Genomic DNA, 22,885 nt, shown 5'->3' with positions numbered 1-22,885 from the left:
GTGTTAGTACCAATATTCGACTAATCACTCTGGTGATAACTAAGCCTTAGGCTTCAATTTGACACTTTTTATTTTTAAACAAATTTAAGTTTAAAATTATTTATAATTTCAAAATAAATCCCAATCAAATTTGACTGGGATTTTCCGTTTGAAAAAAGTACCAACTAATTTCCAAACAATCTAGCTATATGAATGTGAATGTTTAGTGTTAATCAATTACACATCGTCAGAAACTGATGGCTCATCTGTACCTTGAACTTGGCATCTGATTTAAGTTTTGTGTAAATTGTGTGTTCAAAAGCGTGAATATCCTTTAATTTCTTATCAATAAATTCTGCAATTTGGACAATTGAGAAAATAAAATCTCTATAAACCGCGATGTTTACCGTCTGTCCATATACCGGAAGATAAGCCTTCAGGAAAGGAAGCGTTGATTGGTGCAAATTATAATTCACGCAATATCCCGCTCCTTCCCTGGAAGTAATAATTTCATAATTATTGATGAAGTCTAGTGTGTTTTTACCTTCTTTGCAGTTATTCTTAGAAAAATATCTGTTGATTTTATCTAAAATATGTTGAGCATATTCCATCATGGTAATTGTTTTCCATTCGAATATATGGTTCATGCTTTTTACATTTTTTGAAGACTTTCCGTTTTCACAGTTCGTACAGAATGAAATCCCGATCTTTTCATAATACGGAAGAAAGCAATCCTTGATCTGAATTGAAGCATCCGCCTGAAGCCTGTCATTTGCAAAATTGTAATACAGATACGGACTGTACATTTTTACAAGGGCTTTCAGATACTCTGTTTCGGAGGTATTCTTGTATTCTTCAAACCATTTTTCAAGATTGTCGTAATAACGGTTTTCAAATTCATTAAAACTTAAATAAAAAGGCAGTTCCATAGCTCTGTAATTTTGATATGACAAAGCTAATAGCGTAATGCGACAAAACTTGACGTGTTATAATTTTATTTAAAATTTTTGAATGTTAAAAACTATGGTAACGAAAGTGTGTAAAAATCTCCTCCATCTTTAGAACATTTAATATAGATATTTTTAGGGATACTGTCTTTTAAATTAATTTTAGTGCTTTGATCACAGGATTCATTATTATAATTAAAAATTAAATACCCTTTAGAATCAATAAATTTTGGGACTCCCCATAGACTTCCAACATAATAGGATCCAAGTAAGTTGTCATTATTATCATAAATGAAAAAATAACTATTTCCACGCTTGGATTGAGGATATCCTACAATATTTTGCATGTTAACAATTTTAAGAATTCCATTATTTGAAGTATATATTTGTCCTAAATATTCAACTGTGGCTTCATCAACGTTTTTTCCTAACCTGCTAAAGAAATATTTTTTTCCTATTTTATTTTCAGACAGAACTAGTAAACGACACTTTTCATAATAATCATCTTTTCTTTCTTTTCCTTTCTTTGTTTCAGATGACTTACTACAATTATGAAAGAAGAATAAGATTATTAAAATAAAATAATAAGGTATTTTCATTTTTGATTTAGTTATCATAGTTCGTCATTATAAACTCAAAATAATGAATCATTTTCATATAGTTTTCAATGCTGATGTATTCGTTGGTGCTGTGAATGGATTGTTTTTCGGCGTCGGTAATTTTGATCGGCATGAATCTGTAGATATTCCTGCTTACGATCTGATATTTGTACGAATCGGTAGCTCCAACGGTAAGATAAGGCGTGGCAATGGCAGTCGAATGGATCTCCCTGATAGCCGCTTCTATTAACTTAAACGACTTCGTATTTGTAGGTGAAACGGCAGACGTTTCTTTTACATTGTCAATTTCTTCAATTTCCACATCAAAACCTTTGGTTGCTTTTGCAATATGGTTTTTGACGTCTTTCACAGAATTTCCGGGAAGAAGCCTGAAATTAACCACAAATTCAACTTCCGGAGACAGGACATTGGGTGCGTCGCTTCCTTTCATCATCGTCAAAGCTGTTGTGGTACGAACTAAGGCGTTGGTAGAATTATTCTTTGTCAGCTGCGATAAAAGAACGGGTTTCAGCAACCATTGATTGGAAATTGCCATTCGGTTGATAAAAGACATTGATCCGCCTATATTGGTGAAAAATTCATTAATTAATGGTGTGATCATCGGTTTCATCTGGTCATTTTCAAGTCTCTGCATGATAACGGCTGCTTTTCCCATGGCGGTTTCTGTGGGAGGCATGGAAGAATGTCCGCCCAAACCTTTTATTTTAATTTTCACCGACAGAAAACCTTTTTCCGCACACCCGATTACTGCGACATCAGAATCAATTCCTGCCACACTTCCTTTTTGTAGAATAAGTCCGCCTTCATCGTAAACAGCATCGAATTTTAAATTTTTACTTTTAAAATATCTGGCAATCTGATCGGCTCCTTTTTGTCCTCCCACTTCTTCATCAAATCCGAAAGCAAGATAAATATCCCGTTGAGGAATATGTTTATTTTTAATTAAATTATTCATGGATTCGAGTAAGGAAAAGAGCATTCCTTTCATGTCAATGGCACCTCGTCCATAGATCCGTCCATTCGCGACAGCTCCGGAAAACGGACCGAAATCCCAGTCTTCGGAAACTTTTAAAACAGCAGGCAACGGCTGATCATCCGGCCTGAAAATATTTTCAGCACTGTCTTTTATATCTGCATCACCAGGAGGAACCACGTCGCTGTGGGATAAAAATAAAATGGGGTCAAGTGAGGGATTGCTTCCTTTTAATCTAAAAATTAATCCATATTTATTAATCTCAATATATTCCGTATTCCCATAAATCAGCGGATAGGATTTTTTTAAATATTCTTTAAAAGTATCAAAAGTTGAATAATCAAAATTCCCTAGTTCTCCTGTGGAAACTGTCGGGATTTTTATTCCGCCGGAAAGTCTATGAATTGCTGAATCGTCTCTAACTACCTTCCAACCCGTTGAAACTGTAGAGTTTATTTTTTTGAAAGGGTAGGTGAAAGTTTTAATCAATACTATGATAGCTAAAATAATGAGAATACCCAGAATAATGAAAAGGATTTTTTTCATGATCAATAATTTGAATGGTGCTATCAAATATAATGAAGATTGTTTATGTATTCGAAAAAATAAAAGCCTTCAATAAATTTTACTTTGATTCTATATCGGTTTTAAAGTCGAAAAATTCCTTTTGTTATCAAGTTCCTGTTTTCTTTTTCTTATAAAATCTGTCGGGCGGATTCCGTTGATTTCATAAAAAAGATCGGAGAAATTCTGGCGTGAAGCAATACCACATTCTTTGGCCAGGGTTTCAATGCCATATTTCAGATATTCCTTGTTTTCAAAGAGTAAATTTGTGATATAATTGATCCTTAGCTCGCTGAGATATTTGTTGAAGTTTACTTCCTTATATTCATTGATGACCTGGGAAAGGTAGTTCGAGTTCGTTCCAAATTGAGAAGCCAACTTATTGATTGTAAGTCCTTTTTGTGTAAATTCTTTTTTATCCTCAAATATTTTCAGCTTTCGGAGTAATTCTTCCACTTTACCTTCATCAAGACTGGTTCTCTTTTCTTCCGTTGTGGAAATAGGTTTTTCAGAAGGATTTTGTTGCAGAATAAATTTTTCTTCCAATAAAATGTATTTCTGCTGGATATTTTTCTGAATTTTATATCTTTTAATTAATAAAATAATGAGTCCGAGAGCAAAAATTATCAATCCGATAATAATGAAGTTTCCCCATGAGTTTGCTTTTTCCAATTTATTTTTTTCTTCCAATAGTGTTTTTGTATCATATTCTTTATGGATTTTTGGGGCCAAATAAGTAAAGTCTTTCGAAATAATGCTGTCTGCCTTTAAAAGCTGACCTGTATAATATAATTGCTGGCCCTGATCTTTTTCCTTTTTATAATGATTAATTAAGATCTCATAGTTTTCCCGTAATTCAGGAAGGATAAATTGATGCTTTTGGAAAATAGAATCTACTTTTTTAAAGTAAACGATAGATTCTTTAGTATTTTTTGAATATAAATAACTCTTACCAATGTAAAAATAATCTACGGACAACCAGGCGAAATCCCCCGCTTTTTTAATAGGCGAAAGAGATTGGTTCAAATTATCTAAAGCTAATGGATAGGTTTCTTTTTTGAAATCGGAAATTCCTTTTGCCAAGAGAAAATACCCCTTTTCCTGGGCATAATCAGGATTGTTCCCCACTTCTGAAAGCCCGGTTTTGATAGCAGAATCTGCTTCACGGATTTTTCCAAGGTTCCGGTAACAGATAATTAACTGATGCAGACTGTTCAGATAGCCTTTTTTATTGTTGAAAATCTCATTCGGGTGTAGGTTTGACTTTGATTTCTGACCGTAATAATAAATGCATTGCTTAAATAAATCCGAAGCCTCGGCATAATATCCCAAATAGCTTTTGACAACTCCAATATGATATAAATTCTGAAATTTTAAAAATTTATTGTCTGTGTTTTTTGAATATTCATAAGCCGTAAGATACTCATTAAGAGCCGGTTGATATTTTTTATAATGATAATAATAAACAACCCCTTTTTCTATATATGCCGAGCTTATCAGGTCTTTATTTTTTGAGAGCTTTGCAGCCCAGACTGCGCTATCAGCATATTTTAACTTTTCTTCGTTTGAGGATGAATAAAATACTCCGTCTTTATAGCCCTGAAGTAACTTCTCATAGTTTTTTTCCTTTTTAGCTTTATTTATATAAGGTTGGATTAATGGAAGTGCCTTAGAATTATTTTCCTCAAGATTTTCATATCTGAGTCTGAGTTTATAATAATCGCTGTATACTTCTTGACATGAAAGAAGTCTAAAAATTACTACAAATACTAAAAAGTATAGTTTTTTAATCACAATTATTAGTTATATGGTAAAAGTTTATAACCAAAAATACATAAAATCAATTGAATTTTATCAAACTACGTTGAATTAAATTAAATTTTTAAAGACAAAAGGAAAATCAGCGTAAATCATTGATTTTTAAACATTTAATCATGTCCTAATTCATAAATTAGGACGTCATAATTTCTGAATAGAGACAACACTTGTTTTTTTTTTTGATTTTTAGCATATAAATTCGACTTCAGAATTCAGAAAAACTAAACCGGCCGGGATAACCTTTAACTCAAGATTATAAAACTTATGAAAAAGATTATCTCAATAAAAATCATTTCATTATTAACTATAGCTATTCTCACAACTGCATTAAAATCTTGCAGAGAATATGAAGAAGAAATTTATCCTGAAAAAAACAACGTTTCTACTCTGAGCATGAAGATTGTAAAAGGCCAGCAAAAATCAGAACAAGATACAACCAGTGATCCACCTATAAAAGGAGGAACACACTGGAAACCAAAAAGATTTATCAAGTCACCTGATGCAGTGCGCAATGCAAACCAGTGATTTATAAATAACCATGTTAAAAACAATTAACAACAAACAAAAATTAATTATCATGAAAAAAACAATTTTTTTAGCAGCAGGTATTGTTGCTCTGTCTTTGATGTCTTTTGCAAGCTCAACAAACTTAGGTGTTATCCAATTCGATGGAGATGTGATCTCTATGAAAGATACCGATAAAGTGACTCCGGAAGAGCTAAGCTTTTTAAGTGCTAACGTAGCCGGATGGACATACTGCGACAAACAATCTGAAACAAACCAATGCTATACGAGAAACAGAAATTTCCCTTATACAGCAAGCTTTGAAGTTCAGAAAAGATTAAAATCTATCATCGCAAAATATCAATAAATATTTTCAGGATGTCTCTTTATCCTTTTCAGAGGCATCCTTTTTTAAGGAAATTTCTTAAAGTAAATTTATCATTCACCGAAATATAAGAATAGGTGATTATAAATAAACCAATTTTAAATAACAACAAAATTAATTATCATGAAAAAAACAATTTTTCTAGCAGCAGGTATTGTTGCTCTGTCTCTGATGTCTTTTGCAAGCTCAACAAACTTAGGTGTTATCGAATTCGACGGAGATGTGATCTCTATGAAGGATACTGATCTGGTAACTCCTGAGGAACTGGGCTTTTTAAGCGCGAACGTTGCCGGATGGACATACTGCGACAAAAGATCTGAAACAAACCAATGCTTAACAAGAAATAGAAATTTCCCTTATACAGCAAGCTTTGAAGTTCAGAAAAGATTGAAATCCATCATCGCAAAATATCAATAATTGATCAGGATACCCCTGATCGGGGTATCCTTTTTAACTTTCAAAAGAAAGCTTTATGAAAAATACGTTTTTCGAATATGCAATTCTCGCTTTGATTGTTCTTAAAATAATCATTACAGGAATTCTGACTACTACTGAGTCTTTCTGCAGCTTTTACAAATATGAAAATCCTTTTGAAAATGAAGGAAATGAATATGACAAAACCTTTGCAGCCTATACCGGATTTGATACGGGATACGGTTTTTTTGCGCCCAATGTAGCCAGTAATTTTGTTATTATTTCTAAAGATCTGAAGAGCGGAAACACTTATCTCTCAACAGATTTGTTGAGCACCAAGGAAGGAAAGTTGAGATTTTGTAATCTTAATGATGTTTACATGAAAAATATCACTCCTGAAAATAAAAACAGCACAGATGTCAAAATAAATCATATTCTGCTAAAACAAGTAAATAAAGCATTCGAAAGGAAGTATAATAAACAATTTCAATCTACAGCATATTTATACGACCATAATTATCTAACGGATCCAGACAAAAAAACAAGACTCATAAAAATAGACCAGGTACAATGAAAAAAACTTTATCTACATATTTCAACAAGACATTTACTCCAAGCTTTATTGTTTTTCTGAGAGTGAGTATCGCTTTTGTACTACTTGTCCATTTTATTTCCATTTGGAATGATTTTGAACTCTTGTACAGTAACAAAAGTATTATTCCCATCGAAATCCACGGAACAGTCTACGAATACAATATTATTGCATATAGCCAGATAGAGACCTTTTTATCCGGTTATTTCCAAAATCCAAATCTCACATTCAAATATATATACGTTGTACTCACTGTTTTTATTATGTTAGGTTTTTTCAGCAGAATTTCAGCGATGTTCCTATTAATTTTACAGGTTTCGTTGGTGAAAAGCGCATCACTTTTCATGTATGGTGTAGATTTTTTTGCAAGCATGTCACTCTTTTATATTTTTCTGTTTCCTACAAGCAGCTATTTTTCTGTTCAGAAGAAGTTTTTTCCTAAGACAATTTTAAATTTCCCCATACAATCTCTGAATATCTCTAAAAGGATTTTACAGCTTCACGTGTGCATCGCCTACTTTTTTTCAGGTCTAGATAAAATATTGGGCTTCAACTGGTGGAACGGAGAATCTGTATGGAAATCATTGAACCTGCCAAATTTCACACGTTTTTTACATATCCCTTCTTTTTTTGACGAAAAATACAGCATAATGTACATTATCAGCGGCTGGGCAATCATTTGTGTTGAATTATTTTATCCTATATTTATCAATATTAATAAAACAAGAAAACTTTGGCTTACTTTAACGATTCTTATGCATATAGGTATCATCATCAGCTTTAATTTATTCTTTTTTTCATTAATCATGATCATTTGGAATTTAACATCATATTATTTTAATTATTATGAAAAAGATAAAATTTTCTCAGAGAATTCTACTGCTGGTACTGTTTACAATTAGTAATATTCTTCTTTCTCAATCTTATAAAGCTTTTTACGAAATGAAGTGGGGAAATAAAAATGATACTACCAAAAACCAGGAGCTCTGTACTCTTATCATCAATGAAAAAGGAAACTCATATTTTCAGTCTTATGAAAATTTCAGGAGAGACTCTACCCACACAAAAATTGTTAATGAATATTTTGCAAACAAAGCCGGAGGGCTAAGGCTGGGTGATGATGCCAGTAATGCAAAATTCCGCTCACTTATTATCAAAAATGTATCAAAAAACGATATTATTGTGGAAGAACGTTTCTTTACAAGCATCTTTTCTATCCATTATAATACAACCAAACAAAACTGGAAGCTCATCAACAAAACCGATAAAATCTTAGGGCATTCCGTAAGTATGGCCACAACAGATTTTGGAGGAAGAAAATGGACCGCCTGGTATACCACGGAAATCCCAATCAACGACGGACCTTATAAATTCTACGGATTACCCGGGCTTATCCTGAAAATATCAGATTCTGAAAATGAATACAACTTTGAAATAAAGGGAATCGTAAAAGAAAAAAATGATCTCGAACAAAGGAATTTCACGTATGATCAGCCTGTAAATATAACCCCGAAACAATGGGATGTTTTCTGGAAGAAGTACACAAAACAGCCGTCAGTAATTTTTGAAAACTTAAATACCGACCAGACAACTTATGTTATTAACGGACAAGACGTTAACTCTAAAGAAGTAAAAGATAACTATAACCGTAAAGAATTAGAATATTTAAAAATCTTTGAAAATCCAATAGAGCTTGCTCCAACTTATTAAATTTAAACTAATACCTTCAAAATAGATTTAATTGCTATTTCGTAATTAAATTGCAAAGGTTCAGTAAAATGGACCTTTTTCCACAAAATTTATTCTCAGTTATTTATATCGAAAAGAGACTGCTCCACATTGGACAGTCTCTTTTCTTTTTAAAACATTAAGGATTTACAATCACTTCCAGCCTCCGCCTAAGCTTTTATAAATATCAACAACTGTATTCAGCTGTTTTTGTTTTGCCTCAACCAGTTCCATTTTTGCATCCAAAGCATCTCTCTGATTCAGAAGAACTTCCAGATAGTCTGCTCTTGAATTCTTAAATAACTGATTTGCAATATCGATAGATTGTTCCAAAGCCTTCGTTTCCTCAGACTTCAGTTTGTAATACTGATCTATATTTTTCACTTTAGACATTAAATTAGCAACATCCAGATACGCATTCAGAATCGTCTTGTCATATTCATACAAAGCCTGAATCTGTCTTGCATCTGCCGTTTGGAAATTTGCTTTGATAGCACTTTTGTTGATCAATGGGCCTGCCAGTTCACCAACAAGACTCGAAGCAATAGATTCCGGTAATTTTACCAGATATGATGGCTTAAATGCTTCTAATCCCAAAGTTGCAGAGATTTCCAATGAAGGATAAAACTCTTTTCTTGCTGCTTCTACGTCTAATTTTGATGATTTTAATTCTAATTCAGCCTGTTTAATGTCAGGACGGTTCGCCAATAATTGGGTCGGAATTCCTGTATAAACCGTTTGCGGAATGGTAGTCATAAAATCTTCTTTCGTTCTCAAAATTGTTTGCGGATAACGGCCACAAAGCGCATTGATCTGATTCTCTTTTTCGGTGATTTCCTGGCGGATGGTATATTCCGTTGCTTTTGATTTTGCTAATTCTGCCTCGAATTTTTTCACCGCCAATTCAGTAGCCGCCGCAGCTTCCTTCTGAATTTTTGAGATTTCCAGAGCCCTCTGCTGAAGCTTAATATATTGTTGAATAATATCCAGCTGATTATCCAAAGCCAGCAATTCATAATAATTGTCCGCCACTTCTTCAATCAAATTGGAAAGGACAAAATTTTTCCCCTCCACCGTTGAAAGGTAATGGGCAACTGCAGATTCTTTTTCTGTTCTTAATTTTTTCCAGATGTCGATTTCCCAATTGGCCATTAAGCCGCCTTCAAAATTTCCAAGCGGGTCCGGCATTTCTCTTCCAGGCTCAATTTCTGTGGTGGCATCGCCGGCTCCTTCACTTGTGTAGCGGCCGGCTTTTTTTACTCCCGCTCCGATTCCTGCAGAAACCGTTGGTGTTAATTTTCCTTTTTTAGCTAAAACACCGCTTTTTGCAATCTCAATTTCCTGCAGAGTGATCATTAACTCCTGATTATTTTTTAAAGAAGTTTCAATTAAAGAAACCAGATTTGGATCTGTAAAAAACTGTCTCCAGGGAGTTGTTCCACTGTTATTGTTGGCATCTCCCTGTTCTTCCTGGTTAAAATTCTGAGGTACATTTTCTTTCACCTCATCTTTTACAACGGTCGCCATCGGCGCCTTACAGCCCGCTAAAACAAGCGATAAGGCAATGGCTGCTATATATTTATTATAAATCTTCATGTTTGTCATCGTGTTGATAAGGTTCTGTTTGTTCTGTTAAAGGATTTTCCTCTTCATATCTTGCCAGTCTCGATTTTTCCGCGATCGTTCCGAAGATATAATACAATCCTGGAATGATCATTAATCCGAAAATAGTTCCGATCAGCATACCTCCCGCTGCGGCTGTACCAATGGTTCGGTTTCCAATCGCTCCCGGTCCGGTTGCCATTACCAATGGAATCAGACCTGCGATGAATGCAAATGATGTCATCAAAATCGGTCGGAAGCGGATGGCCGCTCCTTCAATTGCCGCCTGCGCTACCGGAATTCCTTCTTCCGCCTTCTTCTGTACGGCAAATTCTACGATCAATACGGCATTTTTACCTAAAAGACCAATCAACATGACCATTGCCACCTGAGCGTAAATATTGTTTTCTAATCCTAATAATTTTAAGCATAAAAAGGCTCCGAAAATACCCGTCGGCAACGATAAAATGACTGGCAGCGGAAGAATGAAACTTTCATACTGAGCCGCAAGAATTAAATAAACAAATCCTAAACACACCAGGAAAATAAATATGGCTTCATTCCCACGGCTTACCTCATCTTTAGAAATACCTGCCCAATCAATGCCGAAACCTCTCGGAAGTGTCTTATCAGCTACCTCTTTAATGGCTGCAATCGCCTGTCCGGAGCTATATCCCGGCGCAGGAGTTCCGCTTACTTCCGAAGAATTATACATATTATGTCTCGTAATCTCCGATAAGCCATAAACCTTTTCCAAGTGCATGAAATCTGAATACGGAACCATCTGATCTTTATCGTTTTTAACATATAATTTCAATAAATCCGTCGGTAATGCCCGATATTGCGGGCCTGCCTGAACAATCACTTTATAAGGTCTGTCGAAACGGATGAAACTCGTCTCATAATTTGAACCTATTAAAGTTGATAAATTATCCATTGCATTTTCTATTGTAACGCCTTTTTGTTCGGCCAAATCATTGTCAACCCTCAACATATACTGAGGAAAACTTGCAGAATAGAAGGTAAATGCAGAACCCAGCTCAGGACGTTTTTTTAATTCATTAACAAAATCGTTGCTTACTTTTTCCATTTTCTGATAATCACCACTTCCGGCTTTATCCAAGAGTCGAAGCTCAAAACCACCCGCTGCACCATAGCCCGGAATTGATGGTGGCTGGAAGAATTCTATATTCGCGCCCGGAATATTTTTGGCTTTTTCTTCAAGTTTTTCAATAATTTCGGCGGCTGATTCTGAACGTTCATCCCAGCTTTTAAGGTTAATCAAGCAAGTCCCGGAGTTGGAACCCGTACCTTCCGTTAAAATTTCGTAACCTGCCAGTGACGAAACGGATTGTACCCCATCAATATCTTCAGATTCTTTTAATAATTCTTTCGCAATCTGGTTGGTTCTTTCCAATGTAGACCCCGGCGGTGTCTGAATAATCGCATAGATCATTCCCTGATCTTCCGCCGGAATAAATCCTGAAGGCAATGAGTTACTCAGGAAAAATGTACAGGCGCAGAAAGCCAATAATAAAGGCAAAGTGATGGTTTTCTTTTTAACCGTTTTATTCAACATTTTCTCATACTTTCCGGCTCCTTTTGTAAATAAACCATTGAATTTATCTAAGAAAATAGTAATCGGAGTTCTTTTCTTCGGTTTCCCGTGATTGTTTTTTAAAATTAAAGCACATAAAGCCGGAGTCAATGTCAAGGCTACAACTCCCGAAAGGATAATCGCAGAAGCCATTGTAATGGAAAACTGACGGTAAAATACCCCAACCGGGCCGGACATAAACGCAATCGGAATAAACACGGATGCCATTACCAAAGTGATCGCGATAATTGCTCCGCTGATTTCGTGCATGGCTTCTTCTGTGGCTTTTAATGGAGATAAATGTTTCTCTTCCATCTTGGCGTGAACAGCTTCAATAACCACAATCGCATCATCAACCACGACCCCAATTGCCATTACAAGGGCAAAAAGCGAAATCATATTCAACGTAATTCCGAAAGCGGACATAATTGCAAAAGTACCCACCAATGAAACCGGAACCGCTAATGCCGGAATTAATGTTGAACGCCAGTCGCCCAAGAATAAAAACACCACGATGGCCACCAAAATAAAGGCTTCAAATAAGGTATGAACAACCTTTTCAATCGATGCATCCAGAAATCTTGATACGTCATAGCTGATATCATAGTGCATGCCTTTTGGGAAGGTGGTTTTCTGCAGTTCTGCCATCAACGATTTTACATTTTTGATAACGTCACTGGCGTTGGAACCGTATGATTGCTTAACGGTGATCGCGGCAGAAGGTTTTCCGTTTAATGTAGAATAAATATCATACATCGAAGAACCGAATTCGATATCTGCAACGTCTTTCAACCTGATAAATTCTCCGTTTGGATTTGCTTTAAGGATAATATTCCCGTAATCTTTTTCATTGTTAAAACGACCCGGATATTTTAAAATATATTCAAATGACTGCGATCTTTTACCCGAGCTTTCTCCCGTTTTTCCCGGCGAAGCTTCCAAACTCTGGGAATTTAACGCTTCCATTACTTCATCTGCTGAAATGCTGTAAGCCGTTAACCTATCTGGCTTAAGCCAGATACGCATGGCATATTCCCGTGTTCCCAAAATATCTGCGAAACCAACGCCACTTACCCTTCTCAATTCAGACATCACGTTGATATCGGCGTAGTTGAAGAGGAATTTTTGGTCGGCCTTCGGGTCATCACTGTATAAATTAATATACATCAACATGTTAGGTTCTTCACGGGTGATTTTTACCCCTTCACGGACTACCAGTGGCGGAAGCTTGTTAACAACCGAAGATACACGGTTCTGAACGTTTACAGCCGCAACATTCGGGTCGGTTCCCAAATCGAAAACTACTTGAATAGATGCTTCCCCGTCGTTTCCGGCATCGGAAGTCATATATTTCATTCCGGGAACACCATTCAGACCTCTTTCCAAAGGAATAACCACGGATTTGATCAACAATTCGTTGTTGGCTCCCGGATATTCTGCAGTGATGTTTACTTTTGGTGGCGAAATGGACGGAAACTGGGTAACCGGTAATTTTACCAGGGATAAAACTCCCATAAATACGATAATCAGAGAGATTACGATAGACAGAACAGGTCTGCGAATGAATTTCTTAAACATAAATAATTATGAATTATTAATGATGAATGATAAATGATTAAATCTGAACAGTTTATATGATCAATTATCATTATTTTTTACTCTGCTTTTAATTTCAATGATTGAAGAACTTTTCTTGGATCCTGAGCTTTAGTCTGAACTTTTTGATCATCTTTCACTTTCTGAATGCCTTCCAGTAAGATTTTATCTCCTGTAGAAAGTCCCGATGCGACCACATAAACATCCGGAAGCTCGTAAGCGACTTTAATATTTTTGGATTTAATAACTCCATTATTTCCGACTACGAAAACGTATTTCTGATCCTGAATTTCGTAGGTTGCTTTTTGAGGTATAATCAGAGCATTTTTCAGCGGTAAAGTCATTCTTACTTTTCCTGTTTCTCCATTTCTTAATAACTTATCGGGATTCGGGAATTTAGCTCTGAAAGCGATATTTCCCGTCTCACTGTCAAATTCCCCTTCAATGGTCTGAACTTCACCTTTTTGAGGGAAAACATCACCGTTTGCCATGACCAAAAAAACCTGGTTGCTTCCCCTTGATGCTGCATTCGTCTGATAACTTAGATATTCCGGCTCGGAAACGTTGAAGTACGTGTAAACATCGTTGTTATCGGATAAGGAAGTTAATAAATCTCCTTCGTCGACCAGGCTTCCTAATTTCAAAGGCAATCTGTTGATAATCCCTGAAAACGGTGCTTTAATGTCCGTGAATGACAAATGGATCTGGGCTAATTTTGCTTCCGCATTGGCTGCATCTAATTTAGCTTTTGCCATGGCCCTTTCGTTTTTGGAAACGATGTTGTTATTGGCCAATGTTGTTGAATTTTTAAGCTCAATGGTAGCCTGTGCAACCTCGGCTTGTGCCTTTAATAATTCTGCCTGATAGAGTTTAGGCATAATCCTGAATAAGGTCTGTCCCTGATGAACATACTGCCCTTCATCCACAAAGATTTTTTCTAAAAAACCTTTTTCCTGTGCGCGGACTTCAATGTTTTTTACAGACCGGATCTGAGCTACATATTCTTTGTCAATCACCGTATCCATCACTACCGGAGTAGTTACGGGATAAACTGCAGCTTCTTCTTTTTCTTCTTTTTTCTTGTTACAGCTGAACAACAAAAGACAGCTTAGCGCAATGCTTGCGACAACTCTTTTCATCATAATTCTAGAGTTTATATAAATCGTTAATGTTTTAATTGAAATAAAAAATGGTAATGAGAATAGCCACGATGTGATGATTACCGCAAACACAACGCAGAATATTTCCCGCCGAACAGATCAGCAGAAAAAAGACGAAAAAATGAATTTTAAATTCTGATAGAACGAATCAGAATGAATTTTTTTACAGTGGCAAACTCAGATAGAAAGCCGTGAACGGTTGGCTTTAACTTTTTGAATTTTTTTAACCCAAAAATATAAACCAATGTAAAAATACTCGCAAAAACAACAATATCCTGTAAAGTATCTGAAAATTGGAAGTCATCTTCCGCAAGTTCCAGTGAATAAACATTTCCGGTATCGTCCGGCGCCTGTTGTATTGAGAGTTTTTCGTAGGTTTGATTCAGGCGGTTTGTCTTTTTGGGTAAATTATGGGAAGCTTGTCCCGAAAAATTATTTTGTAAAGTTTTGACGTTGATTTTGCTTTCCACTACAAATAGCAGAAAAAGGCTTGTCAAAAAATAAACGATATAATTTCTCATTTTTACAGATGCAAATGTAGGTGTTAGTTTGAATACATTTCCAAACAACTTGGTAATAAATCACATATATTAACAATATTTAACGCTCCTTTAAATAAGCTGAAAAGGCCTGCATAAAGCTTTTCCGGTAAATTGAAATAAATAGCCGAAGTATTTCTGGGTGCGGTTACACTTCAACTTTGTTTAAGAAAGTCTGATTAAAATTTTACTGATACAGGAACCCAAAAATGAATCTAGAAACTTTTTATTTAAGATAATTGTGGATGATTTTTTAACATTATTTATTTTGCATTGGCTTTTTTTGCTGTCATAATTTGAAAAATCGGGAAAATCAATAACCTTATTATAGAGATTTCATAAGTTTCACTGCCTTTTTATTATTAAAGAAATTAATTTTATTTCTTAAAAAGTATTATATCGGGAAAATGTATAAGGATAAACAGCAATTTCATTCATCAGTTTAAAGGATTAACCACTTCCCATTTTAATATCAAAAAAATTGAATTAATATTGCCGGAACTTTAAATGATAAAAAACAAACTACAAATGAAAAAAATTATTAAAAAATGCACAGGTCGATATTGAAATTTTCTTTTCTTAACAAAAAGCCCTCTATCTATTTCTAACAACCAGAAAATAAATTATAAGTCTAATTATTTTTAATGAATTTAACGGAATAAAATATCCATTAATTTGATAATGGTGCAAATTTTTAATTAATTTATACAAAATTAACATAATTAAATTAAAAATATTTGTAATTTTATAAAGTATTAATATTAAATTCATGAAACACCTAATCACTCATCACTATGAAAAAGTTATTCTACATCAGCACTATCATTGGCTTATTGGCCTTTATGATAACAGCATGTAAGCACCAGGCAAAAGAAGAAGTTGTCCTGCAAAATCCAATGAATGATAATGCCGATAAAATCACAAAAAATGTTTATACAGATGAATTTGGAGATCGGCTGGAAGTAACAATAAACGAGACCCAAAACACAACAGTAGTACGTCTGGATGGAAAATCTTATGAATTGAAAAAAAGCGAAGAATTACCGGAATACACTGCCACAGATGCTGATTATCAGTATTCTAATATTAGAGGAGATATTACTTTCCTGAAAAAAGACTATAATATGGTTCTTTTTCATCACAAGGAAAAGCCTTCTTCCACTAATACTAAAATGGCCTCGTATTAAACTAAACACCTAATTATTAATATGAAAATAAAAGAAATATGAAAAAAGTACTTATATATTTCAACGTCTTGCTATTAGCAATTGTTGTAACCTCTTGTATGAGCACCATGCCAACACCAAATCCTCCTACACCTCCTAAGAACACAAACAACATCACAGGAAAGATATGGAAGCTTACCGAACTGAACGGACGGCCGATAAGCCTTAAAAACCCAAGTGCAAATCCATATTTCAGGCTGAATACAGCAAATATGAGATATGAAGGGCACGGCGGATGCAACGGAGTAGGCGGAACTTTTGAAATCAAACCGGATATGATGCGTATCAAATTCAATCAGGGGATGTCTACGATGATTGCGTGTGATGATCTGGAAACCGAAAGGGCTTTTGTAGACGCGCTGCTTGCATCAGATAATTATTCTGTAAACGGAAATACACTGACCTTAAACAAAGCCAGAATGGCCCCATTAGCTAAATTTGTTTTGCAGACCCATAACGCGAAATAACCATTTAAGAAACACATCAACATACATGTAAGGCGCTTTTACTTTTGTGAAAGCGCTTTTTTGTGACTTATTTTAATAATGATTTATTTTAAATAAAAACAGGACAAGATTCCTGTATCTTGCCCCGTTTTACAGCTTATATAGCTGATTTAATTATAAAAAAAACACATATATCTTTGCATGAAAATGAAGCAGGAACTTAGATCTAACTTCATTCCCGCTTCTCACTATAAAATAAACTCGATTTTTCTTTTATACTAATTATATCTATTTAATGGCAGTGGCATAGATTGAACTTTCTGACCATGTTCCTCCATACGACCTAATGAAAGTCGCAGAGTCAGGACCTCCCCCGGTTACTGTTTGACCAGCAATATATCTGTAGGTTTTAGCAGCATTGGTATTATTAGTAATAAAAACAGTGCCTTGAAATACATCAAACTGTTGTGGATTTCCGGTGGTTCCGGGACCTTGTACTCTGAAACTCATCAAAGTGGGCCCTCCATTAACATCACTAGACCTGTTTGCAGTCGCACCAACCGCCATAGCTCCTTCTGCAAAAGTACTCCTTACAAACATCCAGTCGTCATTATCCAGTGTTCCGGAAGTCTGTGCAAGCTGAGTAATCGTAACAGCCCATCTTCCCGGAGGAAGTGTTATAAAACGTCCTGTATATTTAAGTGTTCCATCATTAGCAAAGGGTATACTGATTCCTGCATTTGCATCCATCCCTCCAAGTATCGTTTCAGATGCTGGGGTTTTCCATTCTGCCGTACCATTGGTATCTGTTGCAGTAAGTACTGAGCCTACCTGAACAGTTCCTGCCGTAGCATTTTCAAACCTTCTGGTACCGATTGTATGGAAATTTGTTACCGGAACCGTAGTACCGATACCTACTCTTCCATTTTGGTTTAAAGTAATAAGCGGACTTTGTGTAGAAGTAGCCCCTGCATATAGTTGTAAAACATCTGCCGCCGCTCCGAATCCGTAAAAGTCATCTCCGGCCGCGCTGTTCCAAACTGCTAATTTTCTTCCACTAGATGCACCTAAGTCTAAAAGATTATTCGGGGCTGCTGTACCGATACCGATCCTGTTATTTCTCGCATCAACATTGAAAGTATTTCCGTCCACCGTAAAATGACTTGTCCCTGTAGCAGCCGTACTTGTAAAGGCCAGCGTGTTACCCGCCTGAGTTACTGTACGGTTTGCTGTAAGAGATCCGTTTGTGTTATATATATTTGTATCAGTGTCTATTTGAGTGGGAACTTCGGGAATTAGTTTTGTCCAGACTACTCCATTAAAATAATAGTATCCGGCCGCATCTATATTTGCTGCAATACCCGCCTGTGTACCAGTGGCAACACTATTCACGTAAATCATTGTGGAAGTGGCAATCCCTGTCATAGATTGAGCTCTCAGTCTGTCCACATTAGGAATCAGCAAACCTTCCGGAGTTCTTGTGTTACCTGTGGCTGCTTTCGCGGTAATATCTAAGGTTGCTCTAGGGCTAGGTGTGTTGATACCCACTTGCGCGTAAGCTAAACCTGCCAATAGAAGAGTAAAAGCTAAAGTAATTTTATTTTTCATTTTCTTTAGTGTTTGTATCATCTTTCATTCTATTAATCAAATGTTTAATATTTTTTGAAAGCTGAAATTGTTTGAGTTTGTTTTTGTTGTTTTGTTTGTTCTTAATTCCGCAGTTAATACTGTGGACTTAGCGTTATTTTGAAGATAAATAACCTAACTTTCGTTGTCTTGGGAACTATGTATTTGTATTTTTAGAATCTATCTTTTACGAGAATAAAAATCGGCTGTCTGGAAAAGATCTTCATTAATAAAAATTGTACAATTGCTCTCATTTTGTTTTTCATTTTTTTTCTATGCGTGTTAAATTCTTTATCGGTTATCTTAATTTTGTTGCGCTTCAAATATTTTTGGATTAAGATTATCCGACATCGTCATTCCTGGTTGCAAATGTAGAACCAACAGACTAAAAACAGTCTACTGCATTTATACTTTTGACAATTAAAACACTCAAAATCAAAACATTAAAAAACACCCTTCAGTAGAAGTGAAGTATAAAAAAAATGAAAAATTTGAGGAAAATAGTGGAGTTATTTAGCTGAAAAAGTTAATTTCAGCATCTTTGGTATACTAAGAATAATAGAATTGTTGTCTCAGGATTTTTTAAAAATAAAAAAACAAATCAGAAGTGTAACGTTCACAAGAACGGCAAAAGCATTGGACAAGATAATAGGCAATTCATCTTTTATGAAACCGTACCATACCCATAATGACAGCCCAGTAATGAGTACCAGAAGCATCAGCCAGGAAAGATTTTCGGCGTCTTTTTCTTTAATTACTTTTACCAGTTGCGGGATCATTGAGATCGAAGTAAGGATTCCAGCGACAATGCCTAAAAAATTTTCGTTCATAAGCTTAATTCTTCATAGATGAAGATAAGAAAATTCGCAGTATTTTGAAAATAATAGTATTATTTTATTGTATTAAGAACTGCACTTAGTTCTTCTTCTTTTCCAAGTCCTATTTTAGATTTTATTTTCGTTTTATACACCCTTACGCTTCCTGGAGTAATATTTTCCAGCAAAGCGATCTCTTTTGAAGATAAATTCATGCGGAAATACACGCAAAACTTAAGATCATGTTCTGATAAAAAAGGATACATTTCGGACAGCTTTTTCATAAATGCATTACTTTCTTCAGAGCTTTCGCTTACAAAATCATTGTTTTTCTCATCAATCTGAAGAAGATTATTAATTTTAAAGAAAAGATCCTTTACCGTTTCTTCAGCATTAATATTCTTAGATTTCTTTATTTTTTTAAGGTTTTCAAGAAATGCTTTTTCGGTTTCTATTTTAAGGTTCAGATTCATGTGCAGGTTTTTTATTTTTCCTTTTTGCATCTGTATATCTTTTTCCAGAGTTTCTTTACTGCTTTCAAGCAGAAGATTCAGCCGCTCGAGTCTTTCTTTTTCCTTTTTATTCCTTTCTCTTATTTTTAATATGATATTTACAGAAATTATTATGGTTGCAAGAACCAGGCTTAAAAGCAGCATATTCTTCCTGCGATGATCCCTTATTTTAAAATCAAATTTCTGGTTGATATTTTTTATGATATAGCCGTTCAACACATCAGAGATATTATCTACTTCTTTCGTTATTTCATCATTATATCTCTTATTGAGTACATCCAGCTTATCGGAGAAAATTTTCATATTCTGCATATCATTTTGTCTGGCAAAATATCTCCGTAAGAGGGCGCATGCAATGATCTTATTCTTAGTATTGGTTAAGCTCGGCAATATACCGATCAGTAGGTTTGCCAATTTTCTTTCTTTATCCGGTTGCTTTGTCAGCTCATAAAGCTGAAACAACTCATCAGAATTACGGACAATATTAAAGTGATACTTTTTGGCTTTTATCTGAAAATTTATCTGTTCGTTAAAATAAAGCTCAGCTTTTGCATAATCTTTTTTTTCAAGGTAAAAACTTCCAAGATTTCCTTTCATTATATACATGAAAAACAGTTCATCTTCGGTAAGATTTTTTTTATTCCTTAACAGTTGTATCGCAAAACGAATATGATTAATTGCAGAATCCACACTGCGAAGCTTACTGTTGCACATCGCAAAATTATTGTACATGGAGGCTATATATAAAACATCACTTTTTTTAAAATTTCTCAGTGCTTTGGCGAAATATATTTTAGCTAGAGAGTAATTTTTATGTTTAAAATACCACCTCCCTTTTGCATGGTAGAGATGTGGCAGGAAAAAGTGGTTCTCTTTTTTTTCATCTATTTTAATGGCTTCATTCAGGAATTGCAGAGAAAGTTTTGGGGATGTATCTTCAATTTTAAGCGAAAGAAAAAAATTACACGCTATTGTAATGTAGTCATTTTCATCATCATTAATTCTTAAAAGTTCATATATTATGGATATCTGTTTAGATTTATTATCGGGATCCAGAAATGATTCTACATATTTGCTGCTCAGCAGATATTTGAGATCTTTTGTCGTCTGATATTTTTTAAGTTCTCTCTTATAAATAGCATAAACTTTCCACTGGTGTTGGTTTATTTCTGTTACTTCCTTATCTATCCCATGAAAATAGTCATTATCATTCTCAGAATGACAAGAATTCATTATCAGTAATGATATGAGGACAAAAATTAGCTTACGAATCATATTTCCAATTTAGAAAAAAAAACCATTGAAAATCTGAGCAGACTGAAGATTATGCAAATTGACAATTCTGATCAACCCTATCAATAACAAACTGATAATCAGATTAAAAAAATTAATTTAAGATGCAAAATATACCGTATTTTGATAACATCAAGAAAATTGGAAATATCTAAAAATTGAATTGATTTTTCTGTTTTTTGTTCTGTTTGGAAACTTTTGCAAATGAAATTGGAATTTATCCGAGAATGGGTTAAAAGTTTAACCAATAAAATCAAAAACTTCAAATATTGATTAATAAAACAAATTCGTTTAACCACCTGCCTGTTACTTTTTAGATTTTCGTCTAATTTGAAAAATAACATGTTTAAAAACACAATGCATTAAAAATCAAATACATAATAATTTACAAGTTAACACTTACTTAGAAGAAACAACCGCTTTGGTTAACACGAATTAACAGGCAAAAATTTCAATCTCAGGTTAACAGCTATTAGATTTGCTTAAACAATTTCGAAAAAGAATTCCAACTTATAAAAAAAAATTGTTATGAAATCTTTTAAAAATATAAATGCAGGAGCTTTAATCAAGCTAAGATTTTTAGAATCCGAAATGGAGATTGCCAGAGTATGTAATTTTTTTAATTGTTCTGAAGAAGAAATTGAAAAAATGTTTGACTCGAAAAGTATAGATACTGATATTTTATTAAAATGGAGTAAACTCCTGGAATATGATTTCTTCAGAATATACTCACAACATCTGATACTTTTCTCTCCTCAAAGCAACGCATACAGCGGCAATAAAGAGAAGCCGAGCGATATGCCTCAATTTAGAAAAAACATCTACACGAAAGAAGTAATAGATTTTATCACGGGGCTTATCACCTCCGGGGAAAAAAATATCGGACAGGTTGTAGAAAAATATAGTATTCCCAAAACAACGCTACACAGGTGGATTGTAAAATATCAAAACCATGAAAAGAGAATACATAAGGAATATAATACATCAAATATTAACAATTAAATTCAGTATCATGGAACGTAAACAGCCCAATTATAAATTGATATATAGTGATATTATCAGCATCAAATGCCCGGGAAAGAAGGAGGAATGCAGACCAATTCTCAACAAGGAAGTGATCTCAATACTTGATGTGATAAGGCTTAACCTGATAATTTTTGGCATCAGGGATAAAGAAACGCAGATCTTCAATCAGAAACACCGGTCTTATGATGAGAAAACAATTATTGAAATCCTAGATTATCAAGTAAAAAATAATCTAAACAACACCCAACTTGCCAATCATTTCAAACTCAGCAGAAATACGGTAACAAAATGGAGAAAACACTTTAAGAACAGGCATTTGCATTCTATTCAAGGTTAGTTAATATCTTAAAAAAACACAACTAAATAAAATTATTGGCTTTTGTGGCTTATCATGTTCATCTGCTCATCAGAAAATATTTAGAAATGAAGCTAAATATCCGGAAGGCAAAATCTTGTTCCATAATCAGTAAATAATGCCGTTTGAAAAACCCGGAATATTGTCAATAATTTAATTAACAAACCTTACTGAATGTAAATGCTTTTAGAACAATACAGTATTATTAGGTGGAATAGGATCAGCCAAATAGCCAATTGCAGAATTTCATCCCAATCTAAGGTTGGCTATTTGCTTCCTATTATAAAAATTACATTTCATGTTTTATATAGTGTGCAAAATAGGAATAGGGACTTTCACCAACGTGCATCTTGATTGTTCCTTTCCTATTTTATAAAATTAGAAAGATTAATCTCATTATTAGTAAAGTGTGTTTACAGGACTGCAAACATTTAAACATTAAAAGAAATGTTTGCATCCTGTTTTTATCAAAACCAATCACCCAACTCATACATCTTCATAGTATTAAGTAAGTGAATAGGATTGCAAGTATCCGAGTCTTCAAATTTATATCTGTAAAACTGGATAT

General features: G+C 34.4%; 21 protein-coding genes. 10 read left to right on the top strand and 11 right to left on the bottom strand.

The window, feature by feature from the left end; genetic code table 11:
- Positions 1–212: 212 nt before the first annotated feature.
- The 4 genes from ATE47_RS01100 to ATE47_RS01085 form a co-directional block, all read right to left on the bottom strand.
- Positions 213–908, bottom strand: a complete 696-nt coding sequence (locus ATE47_RS01100) for a hypothetical protein (RefSeq protein WP_062160224.1) — start codon at positions 906–908, stop codon at positions 213–215.
- Between the two features lie 92 nt (positions 909–1,000).
- On the bottom strand, positions 1,001–1,525 hold the full coding sequence (locus ATE47_RS01095; RefSeq protein ID WP_150114751.1) for a hypothetical protein: 525 nt from the start codon (positions 1,523–1,525) through the stop codon (positions 1,001–1,003).
- Positions 1,526–1,532: 7 nt separating this feature from the next.
- Positions 1,533–3,065 carry a M20/M25/M40 family metallo-hydrolase gene (locus ATE47_RS01090; RefSeq protein WP_062160222.1) on the bottom strand — a complete coding sequence of 511 codons (1,533 nt, stop codon included), beginning with the start codon at positions 3,063–3,065 and terminating at the stop codon, positions 1,533–1,535.
- 90 nt (positions 3,066–3,155) lie between these two features.
- Positions 3,156–4,877 carry a helix-turn-helix domain-containing protein gene (locus ATE47_RS01085; RefSeq protein ID WP_062160221.1) on the bottom strand — a complete coding sequence of 574 codons (1,722 nt, stop codon included), beginning with the start codon at positions 4,875–4,877 and terminating at the stop codon, positions 3,156–3,158.
- Positions 4,878–5,165: 288 nt separating this feature from the next.
- Between ATE47_RS01085 and ATE47_RS01080 the strand changes: the two genes are divergently transcribed.
- From ATE47_RS01080 to ATE47_RS01055, 6 genes are all read left to right on the top strand, one after another.
- Positions 5,166–5,426 carry a hypothetical protein gene (locus ATE47_RS01080; RefSeq protein ID WP_062160220.1) on the top strand — a complete coding sequence of 87 codons (261 nt, stop codon included), beginning with the start codon at positions 5,166–5,168 and terminating at the stop codon, positions 5,424–5,426.
- A gap of 52 nt (positions 5,427–5,478) precedes the next feature.
- The gene (locus ATE47_RS01075; protein ID WP_147297024.1) at positions 5,479–5,772 is read left to right on the top strand and encodes a hypothetical protein; all 294 of its coding nucleotides are present in this window, start codon (positions 5,479–5,481) and stop codon (positions 5,770–5,772) included.
- 141 nt (positions 5,773–5,913) lie between these two features.
- Positions 5,914–6,207, top strand: a complete 294-nt coding sequence (locus ATE47_RS01070) for a hypothetical protein (RefSeq protein ID WP_062160218.1) — start codon at positions 5,914–5,916, stop codon at positions 6,205–6,207.
- A gap of 55 nt (positions 6,208–6,262) precedes the next feature.
- Positions 6,263–6,778 carry a hypothetical protein gene (locus tag ATE47_RS01065; RefSeq protein ID WP_062160217.1) on the top strand — a complete coding sequence of 172 codons (516 nt, stop codon included), beginning with the start codon at positions 6,263–6,265 and terminating at the stop codon, positions 6,776–6,778.
- Positions 6,775–7,698 (top strand): hypothetical protein, encoded by a 924-nt coding sequence (locus ATE47_RS01060; protein ID WP_062160216.1) that lies wholly within the window; start codon positions 6,775–6,777, stop codon positions 7,696–7,698. Before ATE47_RS01065 ends, ATE47_RS01060 begins: the two co-directional genes overlap by 4 nt.
- Positions 7,643–8,506 (top strand): GLPGLI family protein, encoded by an 864-nt coding sequence (locus tag ATE47_RS01055; RefSeq protein ID WP_062160215.1) that lies wholly within the window; start codon positions 7,643–7,645, stop codon positions 8,504–8,506. The genes ATE47_RS01060 and ATE47_RS01055 overlap by 56 nt, the downstream gene beginning before the upstream one ends.
- A 171-nt stretch (positions 8,507–8,677) precedes the next feature.
- Here the strand turns inward: ATE47_RS01055 and ATE47_RS01050 are convergent, their stop codons facing one another.
- The 4 genes from ATE47_RS01050 to ATE47_RS01035 form a co-directional block, all read right to left on the bottom strand.
- On the bottom strand, positions 8,678–10,120 hold the full coding sequence (locus ATE47_RS01050) for a TolC family protein (protein WP_062163399.1): 1,443 nt from the start codon (positions 10,118–10,120) through the stop codon (positions 8,678–8,680).
- Complete coding sequence (locus ATE47_RS01045; protein WP_062160214.1) at positions 10,107–13,301, bottom strand: efflux RND transporter permease subunit; 3,195 nt, start codon at positions 13,299–13,301, stop codon at positions 10,107–10,109. The genes ATE47_RS01050 and ATE47_RS01045 overlap by 14 nt, the downstream gene beginning before the upstream one ends.
- 77 nt (positions 13,302–13,378) lie before the next feature.
- Entirely contained in the window at positions 13,379–14,458 is a 1,080-nt protein-coding gene (locus ATE47_RS01040) for an efflux RND transporter periplasmic adaptor subunit (protein WP_062160213.1), read from the bottom strand.
- Between the two features lie 149 nt (positions 14,459–14,607).
- Positions 14,608–15,000: a hypothetical protein gene (locus ATE47_RS01035; protein ID WP_062160212.1), complete on the bottom strand. Its 393-nt coding sequence runs from the start codon at positions 14,998–15,000 to the stop codon at positions 14,608–14,610.
- 812 nt (positions 15,001–15,812) lie between these two features.
- On the opposite strand from ATE47_RS01035, the gene ATE47_RS01030 reads away from it, so the two are divergent.
- The gene (locus ATE47_RS01030; RefSeq protein WP_062160211.1) at positions 15,813–16,205 is read left to right on the top strand and encodes a hypothetical protein; all 393 of its coding nucleotides are present in this window, start codon (positions 15,813–15,815) and stop codon (positions 16,203–16,205) included.
- Between the two features lie 38 nt (positions 16,206–16,243).
- Positions 16,244–16,711, top strand: a complete 468-nt coding sequence (locus tag ATE47_RS01025) for an META domain-containing protein (RefSeq protein ID WP_062160210.1) — start codon at positions 16,244–16,246, stop codon at positions 16,709–16,711.
- Positions 16,712–16,978: 267 nt separating this feature from the next.
- On the opposite strand, the gene ATE47_RS01020 is transcribed toward ATE47_RS01025, so the two are convergent.
- From ATE47_RS01020 to ATE47_RS01010, 3 genes are all read right to left on the bottom strand, one after another.
- Positions 16,979–18,298 (bottom strand): hypothetical protein, encoded by a 1,320-nt coding sequence (locus ATE47_RS01020; protein ID WP_150114749.1) that lies wholly within the window; start codon positions 18,296–18,298, stop codon positions 16,979–16,981.
- A gap of 590 nt (positions 18,299–18,888) precedes the next feature.
- Positions 18,889–19,146, bottom strand: coding sequence for a SemiSWEET transporter (locus ATE47_RS01015; RefSeq protein WP_062160208.1), 258 nt, complete (start codon positions 19,144–19,146; stop codon positions 18,889–18,891).
- Between the two features lie 59 nt (positions 19,147–19,205).
- Positions 19,206–20,918 (bottom strand): hypothetical protein, encoded by a 1,713-nt coding sequence (locus ATE47_RS01010; RefSeq protein ID WP_150114748.1) that lies wholly within the window; start codon positions 20,916–20,918, stop codon positions 19,206–19,208.
- 546 nt (positions 20,919–21,464) lie between these two features.
- On the opposite strand from ATE47_RS01010, the gene ATE47_RS01000 reads away from it, so the two are divergent.
- Both ATE47_RS01000 and ATE47_RS00995 read left to right on the top strand, forming a co-directional pair.
- Positions 21,465–21,938, top strand: a complete 474-nt coding sequence (locus tag ATE47_RS01000; RefSeq protein WP_062160205.1) for a hypothetical protein — start codon at positions 21,465–21,467, stop codon at positions 21,936–21,938.
- 10 nt (positions 21,939–21,948) lie between these two features.
- Positions 21,949–22,299 carry a hypothetical protein gene (locus ATE47_RS00995; RefSeq protein WP_062160204.1) on the top strand — a complete coding sequence of 117 codons (351 nt, stop codon included), beginning with the start codon at positions 21,949–21,951 and terminating at the stop codon, positions 22,297–22,299.
- The last annotated feature ends 586 nt before the right edge of the window (positions 22,300–22,885 follow it).

This window comes from Chryseobacterium sp. IHB B 17019 (genome assembly GCF_001456155.1).
Lineage (GTDB): Bacteria > Bacteroidota > Bacteroidia > Flavobacteriales > Weeksellaceae > Chryseobacterium.
The sequence above is the reverse complement of the archived record's forward strand: the minus strand, read 5'-3'. Positions and strand labels throughout refer to the sequence as shown.